Genomic DNA, 12,362 nt, shown 5'->3' with positions numbered 1-12,362 from the left:
ATTTTTATAAAACGCAAGGTTGCACAAAGTTCTTTATATTTGAGATACAAATTTTGTATGAAACTTCGTTTTTCCTGCGATATAAGAGTTATTTAAATTTCCATTTTATTGCTACCAGTTGTTGTCGATTATAAAAATCATCTGTGTCATGGCGACAGCGCCGAGAAGAAGTTCTCTTTTATTTACCTTATCAAAGGTATCTTCCACGGAATGATGGTAATCGAAATATCTTTGCGTATCAACCACCAGTTCAGCCAGTGGAATATCAAGCTTTTTCAATGGCGAAATATCCTGAATGGCATCTGTCTGGTCAAAATCATAGACTCCGTAAGGAAGGAAATAGTTTTTCCATTCAAAGATCTGTCTTCGCCTCTGAGGAGACATATCCAGTGAAAATCCTCTTGGGGAATATCCTCCGGCATCTGTTCCTAACGCAAAAACGTGTTTTTCCTCTTTCTTTTTCACGTAAGCAGCATACATTTCACGGCCTTGTCCGCCATTTTCACTGTTTGCATACAATACAACTCTTATGGTGTGATTATTTTCAATACCCAGAGCTTTGAAGGTTCTTAAAACTTCAATACATTGCGCAACACCGGTACCGTCGTCAATTGCACCTTCTCCAAAATCCCAGGAATCAAGTTGAGCACCCAGAACGATTACTTTAGAATCTTTTTTACCGGGAATTTCCGCAATGATATTGGGATTGGTAGTTTCGCCTTTCGATTCTGCGGTCATGTTGATTTTAGCGGTAACTTTCTGCTTTTTCAGCAGGTTTTCAAGTTCATCTGCCGATTTGGCTCCTATGGTGAGAGCCGGAATTTTTACTTTATCATCCGGTTCATAATAAATCATCTTTGCATGTGGCGTATCATCGCTAGCGGTGGTTAATGACCGTATGATTAATGCTTTTGCTCCAGTTTTGGCTATCACAGAAGGTGAAATCAGCTTTGATTTTGCGGCAATAAGATAGGAATCACTTGTATTGATAATTTTCGGGTCCATAGGAAGGTTTACAAAAACGACCTTATCTTTCAGCTGACCTATCGACATGGCATTCAATTCTGAAGTAGTGCTGATCAATATGATTTCTCCGGTAAGATCTTTTCCTCCGGTGCCTTCAGAGTTGCCGAAAGACAGCATCCTGATATTTTTCCAGTCTCCGTTTCCTGCTTTTATCTGAAGAGATTCTCTTCCTCTTATCCAGACCGGAACTTTTGCTTGCTGCCTCCAGATCATTTCCACACCTATTTCTTTCAGCTTTCTTTCAGCCCATTCCACTGCTTTCATATATCCCGGAGTAGCGCTGAAGCGTGGACCGATCCCTTTGGTAAGTTCTCCCAGATTGTTATAGGCCATACCGTTCACCATGATTTCATCCGAAATTTTTTTAAACTCATCATGATAGTTGAGTTTTTGGGTGATGGCAGTCTTTTTTACCGGTTTTTTTACCGGTTTTTTCTGAGAAAATAAAAATCCACCCAAAAAGAGTGGAATGATAATGAAGATCTTTTTCATTTATTTTACCGTTCTTTTTCCATGCTAAAAGTAAGGAAAAAATGGTTAGTATTTATTGTTTCATATCGTACATCAGGAGTGCAGTAACCAATTTAGGTTCAATGAATGTACATTTCGGAGGCATACTCAGCTTTAAATCGGAAATTTTAATCATATCGTTAAAGCTTACTGGATAAATTCCGAATCCCGCTTTGCCACCACCGCTATCAATTCTTTCTTTGAGATGGCCGATTCCTTCAATATTCGATGTTCCTTTGATATAATCGATTTTTTCAGAGCTGTCCGGGTCTTCAATTTTCAAAATATTTTTGAAAACATATTTATCAAGAAGGTGGTGATCCAGGTTATCAAGAGACATTTCCTGTGAACGCAGGTCATGTTTTACGTGAAGTGAGTAGAATTTACCATCCATGTACATTGAGATATGGAATTTCTGCGAAGGGAAATAGGGCGTTTCTCCTTTTTCGTGGATAAGGAAGTAGGTTTCCAGCTCTTTTAAAAATTCTTCGTTTGACAGTCCGTTAAGATCCGTTACGATTCTATTGTAATCATGGATTTTAATAGACTGGTTGGAAACGATAAAGCTGTAGACGAAGTTGTAAAGTTCTGTTCCGTTATGTCTTTTGTTTTTGTCTTTCTGATGTTTGGCATTCAGTGCCGTAGAACCTATTCTGTGGTGGCCGTCTGCAATATAAAAAGAATCAATCTGATCAATCACTTCCTTGAACTGCTGTAATTTAAGACGGTTGTCGATCCTCCAGATTTTATGCCTGATTCCTTTGGTATCAACGTGGTTAAAGATCGGAACGTTTTTTTCCTCATGGTTCATGAGAAGTTCAATCTTCGAATTAGCAGGGTAGGTAAGCAAAACCGGTTCTGCCTGAAGGTTTACTTTTTCCAGGTAATGCGCAAGCTTTTCTTTTTTCTGCGGAATGGTACTTTCGTGCCTTTTAATCTTTCCGTTCCAGAAATCTTCAATACTAGCCAATCCTAAAAGTCCTCTGAAAACCTGTTTGTTGGGATAGATCTGCTCATAAAGATAATAGGCCGAATTGTCCTGAACGAGCTTATTTTCGTCCATCAGTTCTTCAAATGTAGAACGGATTTTTCTTAAATTCCTATCAATATCTTTGGATTTACTTACAACATAAGGTTTTATCATATTAATGTAAGTATCTTCAACTTGAGCTTTTTCCGCTATCTCTTCCTGTGTGAAGTTATCAAGAGGGTGAGTAGGGAAAGTACTCTCATAGTCTTTATGAGGTCTTATTCCGCGAAAAGGTTTAAAAACAGGCATATTTTATTGTATAGTTTCTTTTATTTTGATAATTTGTTCTGCAAGTTCCACCCCGATTTTTTCCTGGGCATCTACCGTATTTCCGCCCACGTGCGGAGACAGGGACAGAGCAGGGTTCATCAACAGAAGAACTTCCGGATTGGGTTCTTTTTCAAAAACGTCCAGTGCAGCGCCGGCAACTTTCCCGGATTCGATAAAATCGATCAGGGATACTTCATTGATGACACCGCCTCTTGCAGTATTTACGATATAGACTCCATCCTTCATTTTTTCAAATTGGGGAGTATCTATGATATATTCATTTGTTTTCGGAGTATTGATGCTGATAAAGTCTGCTTCTTTAAGGAATGCATCCATATCGTTGGTAGAAGTAATTTCAAAATTTAAAGTCTGACCGTCAAAAAATTCAAGCGTAAGAACTTTTGTTTTTGGTTTTCTTGTGAGAACAATGACTTTCATTCCCAGAGAAATTCCCATTTTCACTACTTCCTGACCTATGCTTCCAAAGCCGATTACTCCTAATGTTTTTCCTGAAAGTTCATGTGCTTTGCTGAACGACTTTTTCATTGCATCAAAATGGGTTTCCCCTTCCAGCGGCATCAGTCTGTTGGATTCATGAAGAAATCTTGCCAGTGAAAAAAAATGCCCGAAAACAAGTTCTGCAACGGATTTCGATGAAGCAGTCGGCGTATTGATGACATACAGTCCTTTATCAATCGCATACTCCACGTCGATATTATCCATTCCGATACCGCCTCTTCCGATGATTTTGAGGCCTGGACAGGCATCTATCAGATCCTGTCTTACTTTGGTAGCGCTTCTTACCAGCAGAACATCAACGTTATTTTCGTTGATGAAATTGATGACATGATCCTGCGCAACCCTGTTATCCAGAATTTCAATTCCTGCATTCTTTAATGCCTGTTCACCTGCTTTGGAAATACCGTCGTTAGCTAAAACTTTCATTTTTTATTTGATTTAAGATTTAAAAAATTAATGTATTTAAAAATTCCAAATCGGCTCGCAAATTAAGAAAATTTAAAATAATGGTATTCATTTTTTAATCTCTGAATTTTTAATCTTTAATTACTTGATCGATTTCATGACATCTACCAATACCTGAACACTTTCGATCGGTAAAGCATTGTAAAGGCTTGCACGGTAACCTCCAAGGCTTCTGTGTCCGTTTAATCCGCTTATTCCTGCAGCTTTCCATGCGTTATCGAATGCTTCTTTTTTGCTTTCATCGGTAATCTTGAAGGAAACATTCATCAGGGAACGATCTTCCTTTACACAGAATGTTTCAAAAAGCGGGTTGCGGTCTATTTCGTCGTATAATAATTTTGCTTTTGCCTCATTTCGGGCTTCAGCTCCTGCAATTCCGCCGTTTTGTTCAAGATGCTGCAAAGTCAGCAAAGACGCATATACCGGGAAAACCGGAGGCGTATTGTACATTGATTCTTTAGCAATATGCTGGGAATAATCCAAAATGGAGAACATGTTTTCTCTTCCTGTTTTGCCTAAGATCTCTTTTTTGATTACTACTAAAGTCACTCCTGCAGGGCCCATATTTTTCTGTGCTCCGGCGTAGATCAGATCAAATTTTGAGAAATCTAATTGTCTTGAGAAAATATCTGAGCTCATGTCACAAACCATCAGCGTGTCTACTTCCGGGAAAGATTTCATTTGGGTTCCATAGATGGTATTATTGGACGTGCAGTGAAAATAATCGTATTCTGAACCTACTGTGTAATCTTTTGGAATGAAAGAATAGTTTTCCTCTTTGGAAGAGCCCACTACATCAACAGTTCCTACTTTTTTAGCTTCTTTAACGGCTCCTGCTGCCCAGGTTCCCGTATCAAGATAGGCTGCTTTTCCGCCCACCTTCATCAGGTTATACGGAACCATAGCAAACTGAAGGCTTGCACCACCGCCCAGATACAACACTTCATAATCATCACCCAGATTCATCAGTCTTTTTACAATGGCGCGTGCTTCATCCATTACCGCCACGAAATCCTTGCTTCTGTGGGATATTTCCAGAAGAGACAAGCCGATTCCGTTGAAATCTAAAATGGCCTGTGCCGATTTTTCGAAAACTTCCTGAGGTAAAATACATGGTCCTGCGCTAAAGTTGTGTTTTTTGCTCATATTATTGATTTTTTGGCTGCCGCAATAGATTCATCTTACGGCTTCATTTATAATGTATTGATAAAATATAGGATTTCGGATATAAAAAACCGTCTCATAATGAATGAGACGGCAGTTTTTATTCTCCGTGTAAGAATGCTTTTTTATTAAGCAGTGCTTCTTCAGATTCTACATGATCTTCATCCGGAACACAGCAGTCTACCGGACATACTGCAGCACACTGCGGCTCTTCATGGAAGCCTTTGCACTCCGTACATTTGTCTGTTACAATAAAATAGACATCATCACTTACCGGTTCCTGCGGTGCATCTGCATCTACCGTAAGACCTGATGGTAATGTTACGGTACCTTTGAGTTCTGTACCTTCTGAAGCTTTCCAGTCGACTGCTCCTTCATAAATTGCATTATTCGGGCATTCCGGTTCGCAGGCTCCGCAATTAATGCATTCATCAGTTATTTTAATAGCCATCGCTAATTTTTTTTAAATTTGCACAAAATTACAAAATATTCCCCAATTTTGCAGTACTTATGAATATTGAAAATCAAGTTTTAGGACTTATACGGCTTAGTGATTATATAAAAGCATTTTTATCAAAAAAATCTGAAAATTATAACGAAAATGATGTTGATTTTGAACTTTTGATAAAGAAGTCTGAAATTGAGAACCCCTGGTTTACGGTTGAGAACCAGAAATTTGCTTTGAAACAATGGGCTGATCTGCTGACGGATGAAAATATAAATAATTGGCTTAAAGAATATTCCATTTCCAAAACATCAAAAAGAGTAGGGCTCATCTTGGCCGGCAACATTCCTCTTGTGGGATTTCATGATGTGATCTCCGTGGTACTGAGCAATCATATTCCAATAATAAAACTGTCTTCAAAAGATCGTTATATGATTCCTTTTTTACTTAAAAAATGGAAAGAATTTTCCGATGAAAATGTAACATTTGAATTTGTGGAAAGGCTCGAAAATTTTGATGCGGTAATTGCTACGGGAAGCAACAATACGGCACGGTATCTCGAGTATTACTTTAAAAATCATCTACACATCATCAGAAAGAACAGAACGTCTGTTGCCGTAATCAAAGGTGATGAAACAGAAGATGAACTGAAGCTTCTGGCTGAAGACATTTTCCGGTATTTCGGGTTAGGCTGCAGAAATGTAACCCGCCTTTTAATTCCGCAAGATTATGTTATTGACAGGCTTTTTGAAAGTTTCATTGGTTTTCAGGATATTATCAATCATAATAAATACGCGAATAATTACGATTATAACAGGGCGGTTTATCTTTTAAACCAGGAAAAATTCTGGGATAATAATTTTGTGATGCTGAAAGAAGACGATAAGCTGTTCAGTCCGCTTTCGGTTATTAATTTCAGCAGATATTCTTCTCTGGATGAAGTAAAGGACTTCATTGCTGAAAATGAAGAAAATATTCAGTGTGTTGTGGCGAAGGAAGAATTGGGATTAAACTCCGTTGCTTTGGGTGAAGCTCAAAACCCGGGTCTTGATACGTACGCCGATAATGTTGATACGATGAAATTTTTATCAGTAATATAATTCTTCGTATCTTGCTATCAACCAATCATAGATTCACATGAAAAAAATACTTTTTATAGGTGCGTTTTTTGCCTTTCACTGGGCTGTTTCCCAGCAAAAGAGCAGTATAAAGATTGTTGAGAGCAAGAAGATAGAGCTTACCTCGGAATTAAGTAAGGATAAAGTTGATTTATATAATCAGGCCTTCATGAAATTTGTTGCTGCGCTGAAATCTTCGGACAAAGGAAAAATCAAAATTCTGGTTTCTGATAAAATAGCCTATTATATGTCTGATGATATAATTTCAAAATTATCAGGCGGAATAAGCTTTGAACGGAAAATGGTAGTGTACAAATCCGGCTATCAGAAATTGTACGAAAATGAAACCTATCCGATCATTCAATATAAATATGCCGATGATCAGCAGACTCCGCCGAGGGATATTATCAATGTAATTTTTGAAAATGATGGTAAAATTCTTGGGGTAAAACCTGAATATGCAGAGTAGCTCATGAGTAATGAGCAATAAATAATGAGTAATAAATTAATATATAAACTATGATGACAGACGTTTTGGTTGCGCATTCTTCAGATATTGAAAAAGCCGACTTTTACAAAAAAACGTATTTACACGTTGCATTAGCAATTCTTGCGTTTATCGGTGTGGAAACTGTTTTACTGCAGGTTGTGCCGGATCAGTTAATCTTTGCCATGTTTGCTCAGCGCTACATCTGGCTTTTAATTATCGGAGTATTCTGGATTGCTTCTGTTTTGGCTACAAAATGGTCGCTTTCACTGAGCAAATCGACACAATATTTCGGGTTAGGATTTTATATTTTGCTGGAAGCAGTTATTTTTCTTCCGCTGATTAAAATTGCAACGCTTTATACCGGGCCGCAGGTGATTTTCCAGGCAGCAATGCTTACGATTGCCATGTTTTCAGGGATTTCATTCGTCGCATTTACTTCAAAAAGGGACTTTTCTTTCCTTAGAAACATCATTGTGATTGGAGGATTTATATCTCTTGGGTTGATTGTTGGGGGAATGTTATTCGGATTTAATCTTGGACTTTGGTTCTCGGTAGGAATGGTAATTCTGGCTTCTGCAACCATTCTTTATCAGACAAGTAAATTAAAGGATTCTTACAGCACGAACCAATATGTAGGAGCTTCTTTACAGCTTTTTGCTTCAATCATGCTTTTATTCTGGTATATCTTAAGTATTCTGATGAGCAGAAGAAGTTAAGATGGTGAGAAATGAGAGGTAAAAAGTTAGAAGTGAGAAGTTAGAAGTAAAAAGGTAAGAAGTTAACTTTTTTATAACAAAAATCCTGATGTTTTTTCATCGGGATTTTTGTTTGGAAGTTATGGGTAAACTTCGCAAAAATTTAGTTTAAAATCTTTCAATTTTAAATCAGATTTATTTATCAATCGATCCTAAAACCTTCTGAGCAAAAGAGTTTAAAGCATCTTTTTCACTCATTCCTGTTTGTACGTTGGCATGAACTTCCAGAGCTCCGCAGATATTGGTAATCAATTCTCCGGCAACATTAAGGTCTTCCTCGCTTGTTCCTCTGAATTCACAGAAACTTTCCAGTACTTCCAGTGTTTTTTCAAGGTTTTCAGGCGTCTGATTCTGATAAAACTGTCTTATGATGGGTAACTTCATTATAATTCGTTAAATAATTCGGTTAAACTCTCTGCTTTATTGGTTTGAACCTGATTCACCAGCTCACCGTTTCTGAAGATGGCAAACGTTGGTAAATTGTCTACTTTAGCCAATTTTCTGCTTTCCGGCAATTTTTCGGCATCTACATATAAGAAAGGAATACTGTCATTTTCAGAAGCTAATTTTTTGAATTTCGGCTTCATTATTCTGCAGTTTCCACACCATGTTGCACCGTACTGCACTACTACTTTTTCATTTTCGCTTACAATATTCTGCAGCGTATCTTCTGTTAATTCTGTATACATAAATTTATTTTTATAAAAATAACAATGTAACAATCTAAAAATTTACCAATGTAACAATTCAAAAAACTACTTTTAAAATTGTTATACTGTTAGATTATTACATTGTTATATTAAAAATTATTAATTTTTAGCTAAATATTCAGCGGTAGAAGTTCTGTCAGCTTTCATTGCATCTTTTCCTTCTTCCCAGTTGGCAGGGCAAACTTCACCATGCTTCTGAACGTGAGTATAAGCGTCAATTAATCTTAAATATTCTTTTACATTTCTTCCCAAAGGCATATCATTTACAGACTCATGGAAAATTTTTCCTGTTTCGTCGATAAGATAAGTTGCTCTGTAAGTAACGTTTGAACCTGTGAAAACTTCTTCACCTTCGTCATTGTATTCAAAATCCTGATCAACAATTCCTAAAAGGTTTGCCAGTTGTCTGTGCGTATCGGCAAGAATTGGATAAGTAACTCCTTCAATACCTCCGTTGTCTTTTGAAACATTCAGCCATGCAAAATGCACTTCGTTTGTATCGCAAGAAGCACCGATTACTTTAGTGTTTCTTTTTTCAAATTCTCCTAAAGCTTCCTGGAAAGCGTGAAGTTCGGTAGGGCATACAAAAGTGAAATCTTTCGGATACCAGAACAAAAGAACTTTTTGCTGATTTGCAGTTGCTTCTTCAAAAACATTGATTCTAAGATCATCACCCATTTCAGACATTGCGTCAATGGTTACATTCGGGAATTTTTTTCCTACTAAAGACATAATTTCTTGTTTTTTTATTTAAATTTTTCTGTTGCAAATATAGAAATACTTCGTCTATCAAACAAACAAGTTTTGATAAATAAAATCTATAATCATTTTAGCCTTAATACAAATAAAAAAGCCCTGAATTCAGGGCTTTTTGTTATTTATGGTGAATTTTAATAACCAAATATTTCCGTAAGATTTAATTTTTTTACTTCACCGAGTTTTTGCATGTCAGCCTCTTGTATTTTATCCTGAGAAGCTACAACACAGTACGTATAGTTTTTGCCTTTCATTTCTTTGTTGTGGAAAGTATTGATGTCTGCAAAAGTAAGTTTAGGAGCCTGTTCGTAAACGATCTTTCTCACGTCTGAATTGTTCCCGAGTTTCTGTGCTCTCAGATAATTAAAGATAATACCGTCCTGAGTGATCCTTTCTGCAGCAATAGATTTTTTCAATCCGCTTTTTGCTGTTTCGAATAGCTGATCAGATTTCGGAAGGGTAGTAAGCAGTTCATTCATGGCTGTTGTAGATTCATTGAATTTATCAGCCTGAGTTCCTACATAGGCCATAATCATATCTTTATCCTCTTTTTTTCCCGGAAGAGAAAAATAAGAATATGTAGAATACGCTAAAGCTTTAGACTCCCTGATCGTCTGGAACACTACTGATCCCATTCCGCCACCGAAGTAGTTGTTGAATAAACTTACCGTTGGTGTAATGCTTACATTATAAGGATCGCTGTTTCGTACCCAGAAGATTTCTGCCTGAACCATGTCATAATGAGCAAATAGAACCTGATTTTTATCTGTTGAAACCTGTGTGAACGTTTTAGATTTCGGCATGTCTTTAAGCGAGGCCGGAACATTATGAATGGTTGCTAAAGAAGATGATACTTCATTCGCAGATTTTGGCCCGTAGTGAAGGATTTTATGTTTATAATTAAATAAATCATGAAGCATATTCACCAGATCTTCTGCTTTTAATGCATCAAGCTCAGCATCCGTTAAAACATTATTGAATGGATTCTGTGCACCGTATTGAGCATAACTTCTTAGTCCGCTCATGATTGCACCTTTATTTTGTTTTGCGTTTGCTCTGGACTTTTTTACTCTTGCTTTATAGGAATCCAGGGCTTTCTGATCCGGTTGGCAGTTTTTAATAAGATCTTCGAATAGCGCAGCCGTTTTTTCGAAGTTTTCATTTAAACCTTCCAGCGAAACGTAGGTTTCTTCATTTCCTGCACTTACATTAAAGCTTGAAGCCAGTTTGTAAAACTCCTTGCTGATTTGTTCCGAAGATTTGTTTTTTGTTCCTAAATATTGCAGATACTCTGCAGCAAAAGGAAGCATTTTGTTATTCCATCTTCCGGAATCAAAATAATAATATAGTCTGAAAAGCTGATTGTCCGTATTCTTTACCGAAAGAACATCAACTGATTTCAGCTTGCCTTTATCAATATCTTTATTAAAATCAAGCCACATTGGAGCGATCGGCGATTCCGGCATCTCATCAACTTTTTTCAGGAACGGCGACTGATCTTCTCTGTTTACGGAAACTGCAGTGATAGCAGGTTTGTCTACCTTCAGAATATTTTTATCTTCTCCTTTTCTCTTGTAAACTGCTACGTAATTGTTATCTTTAAGATATTTTGAAGCAAAATCCATAATATCTTTTTTCGTTATCTTGGAGATTTCTTCAATATATTCTAATTGTGTTCTATGATCTACTTCAGAGGTAAATTCATCCATGAGAGACTCTGCTCTTGAATTATATTTTTCATACTTCTGAATAATATTCTTCTTCTCATTGTTAACAATGGACTGCATGAGATCATCTGAAAATTCACCCTTTCTCAGCTTATCAATTTCCTGAATCAGAAGGCTTTTCACCTCGTCCAGAGATTGTCCTTCCGTAGGATTACCCTGCAATAAAAGGACGGAATAATCTTTCAGAACATATGGGAAAGCATAAGCGCTGAGCAGTTTTTGTTTTTTAACAAGATCAAGGTCGATTAATCCGGCCTGGCCGTTGGTAAGCATACTTCCGATGAAATTCAGCATTCTTGCGTCTTTCGTTGTTGCTCCAGGAAAACGGAACCCGATCATTATATTTTCAGGATTCGGGCCGTAGACTTCTCTTGTAATAGGTGCCGTAATCGGACTTTCCTGGCCAACTTTATAATCAGGAATCGTTTTAGGCTTCATATAAGAGAATGCTTTATCGATTTTGGCAATCATTTCATCAGGATTAAAATCTCCGGACATGATAATTCCCATATTATTCGGCACGTAATAATTATTGTAATATTCTCTGATCGCTTTTAATGAAGGATTTTTAAGGTGTTCAATGGTTCCTATTGTGGTTTGTTTTCCGTAATTGTTGTTAGGGAAAATCGCCGCAAACATCGCTTCGTACACTTTTCTTCCGTCGTTATCCAGACCTCTGTTTTTTTCTTCATAAACGGCTTCCAGCTCGGTGTGGAAAAGTCTTAAAATCGGTTGTCTGAAACGTTCTGCCTGTACAGCAAGAAATTTATCCGTTACGTTGGCAGGAATATCTTCCGTATACACGGTCTGTTCATAAGACGTAAAGGCATTGGTTCCGTCCGCACCCATTCCCGACATCATTTTGTCATATTCATTGGCGATGGCATATTTTGCAGCTTCCCCGGAAACTTTATCAATCTCTTTATAGATTTCTTTTCTTTTGGCTTCGTCTTTCGTAGAGTTATACTTTTCATAAAGAGCGTCAATCTGATCTAAAAGAGGTTTTTCTTTTGCCCAGTCCTTGGAGCCGAACTGATCTGTTCCTTTGAATAGCATATGCTCAAGATAATGAGCAAGACCCGTATGATCTGCCGGATCGGTTTTGCTTCCGGCTTTGGTAGCAATAAAAGTCTGTATCCTAGGGTCTTTTTTGGTTGGACTTAAAATCACGGTAAGCCCGTTTTTCAGGGTGTAATATCTTGCAGCAGTAGGATCATTGGTTACATATTTATAAGTGTAACCGTTTGATTTTGCTTCTTTCCACTGGAAATCCTGTCCATAAGCATATCCGCAGTAGCTGGCCGCGGCAATGCTTGTAGCGATGGTAATTCTTTTAAAAAAATTCATTGTAGAAATAGTTTTAGTTTTTTATTGTAA

Annotated in this window: 12 protein-coding genes; 3 read left to right on the top strand and 9 right to left on the bottom strand. The window is 37.3% G+C overall.

What is annotated here, in order from left to right:
• Window positions 1-111: 111 nt before the first annotated feature.
• The 5 genes from ODE14_RS05105 to ODE14_RS05085 all read right to left on the bottom strand — a co-directional run bounded on the left by ODE14_RS05105 (window position 112) and on the right by ODE14_RS05085 (window position 5,435).
• Entirely contained in the window at window positions 112-1,518 is a 1,407-nt protein-coding gene (locus ODE14_RS05105; RefSeq protein WP_263603206.1) for a M28 family peptidase, read from the bottom strand.
• 52 nt (window positions 1,519-1,570) lie between these two features.
• Window positions 1,571-2,815, bottom strand: a complete 1,245-nt coding sequence (locus ODE14_RS05100) for a DUF1015 domain-containing protein (protein ID WP_263603205.1) — start codon at window positions 2,813-2,815, stop codon at window positions 1,571-1,573.
• Between the two features lie 3 nt (window positions 2,816-2,818).
• Window positions 2,819-3,781, bottom strand: coding sequence for a D-2-hydroxyacid dehydrogenase (locus ODE14_RS05095; RefSeq protein WP_263603204.1), 963 nt, complete (start codon window positions 3,779-3,781; stop codon window positions 2,819-2,821).
• A 120-nt stretch (window positions 3,782-3,901) separates the two neighbouring features.
• Window positions 3,902-4,966 carry a 3-phosphoserine/phosphohydroxythreonine transaminase gene (gene serC, locus ODE14_RS05090; protein ID WP_263603203.1) on the bottom strand — a complete coding sequence of 355 codons (1,065 nt, stop codon included), beginning with the start codon at window positions 4,964-4,966 and terminating at the stop codon, window positions 3,902-3,904.
• Window positions 4,967-5,084: 118 nt separating this feature from the next.
• Window positions 5,085-5,435: a 4Fe-4S binding protein gene (locus ODE14_RS05085; RefSeq protein ID WP_034682968.1), complete on the bottom strand. Its 351-nt coding sequence runs from the start codon at window positions 5,433-5,435 to the stop codon at window positions 5,085-5,087.
• 59 nt (window positions 5,436-5,494) lie between these two features.
• Between ODE14_RS05085 and ODE14_RS05080 the strand changes: the two genes are divergently transcribed.
• The 3 genes from ODE14_RS05080 to ODE14_RS05070 are packed head-to-tail and all read left to right on the top strand — an operon-like array spanning window position 5,495 to window position 7,753.
• Window positions 5,495-6,529: an acyl-CoA reductase gene (locus ODE14_RS05080; RefSeq protein WP_248393161.1), complete on the top strand. Its 1,035-nt coding sequence runs from the start codon at window positions 5,495-5,497 to the stop codon at window positions 6,527-6,529.
• A gap of 37 nt (window positions 6,530-6,566) precedes the next feature.
• Window positions 6,567-7,016 (top strand): peptidylprolyl isomerase, encoded by a 450-nt coding sequence (locus ODE14_RS05075; protein WP_263603202.1) that lies wholly within the window; start codon window positions 6,567-6,569, stop codon window positions 7,014-7,016.
• A 50-nt stretch (window positions 7,017-7,066) separates the two neighbouring features.
• Window positions 7,067-7,753, top strand: a complete 687-nt coding sequence (locus ODE14_RS05070; protein ID WP_263603201.1) for a Bax inhibitor-1 family protein — start codon at window positions 7,067-7,069, stop codon at window positions 7,751-7,753.
• Between the two features lie 174 nt (window positions 7,754-7,927).
• Here ODE14_RS05070 and ODE14_RS05065 read toward each other — a convergent pair whose 3' ends face one another.
• The 4 genes from ODE14_RS05065 to ODE14_RS05050 form a co-directional block, all read right to left on the bottom strand.
• Window positions 7,928-8,176 carry a DUF6952 family protein gene (locus ODE14_RS05065; protein WP_248393165.1) on the bottom strand — a complete coding sequence of 83 codons (249 nt, stop codon included), beginning with the start codon at window positions 8,174-8,176 and terminating at the stop codon, window positions 7,928-7,930.
• Entirely contained in the window at window positions 8,176-8,481 is a 306-nt protein-coding gene (locus tag ODE14_RS05060; RefSeq protein ID WP_072883076.1) for a thioredoxin family protein, read from the bottom strand. Before ODE14_RS05060 ends, ODE14_RS05065 begins: the two co-directional genes overlap by 1 nt.
• A 120-nt stretch (window positions 8,482-8,601) precedes the next feature.
• Window positions 8,602-9,234: a peroxiredoxin gene (locus ODE14_RS05055; RefSeq protein WP_248393166.1), complete on the bottom strand. Its 633-nt coding sequence runs from the start codon at window positions 9,232-9,234 to the stop codon at window positions 8,602-8,604.
• A 158-nt stretch (window positions 9,235-9,392) separates the two neighbouring features.
• On the bottom strand, window positions 9,393-12,332 hold the full coding sequence (locus ODE14_RS05050) for a M16 family metallopeptidase (RefSeq protein WP_263603200.1): 2,940 nt from the start codon (window positions 12,330-12,332) through the stop codon (window positions 9,393-9,395).
• Window positions 12,333-12,362: the final 30 nt, after the last annotated feature.

Origin of the sequence: Chryseobacterium sp. PET-29 (assembly GCF_025736815.1) — a bacterium.
Classification (GTDB): domain Bacteria; phylum Bacteroidota; class Bacteroidia; order Flavobacteriales; family Weeksellaceae; genus Chryseobacterium; species Chryseobacterium nepalense.
Note: the sequence above shows the minus strand (reverse complement) of the source record. Positions and strands in the feature narration are given on the sequence as shown.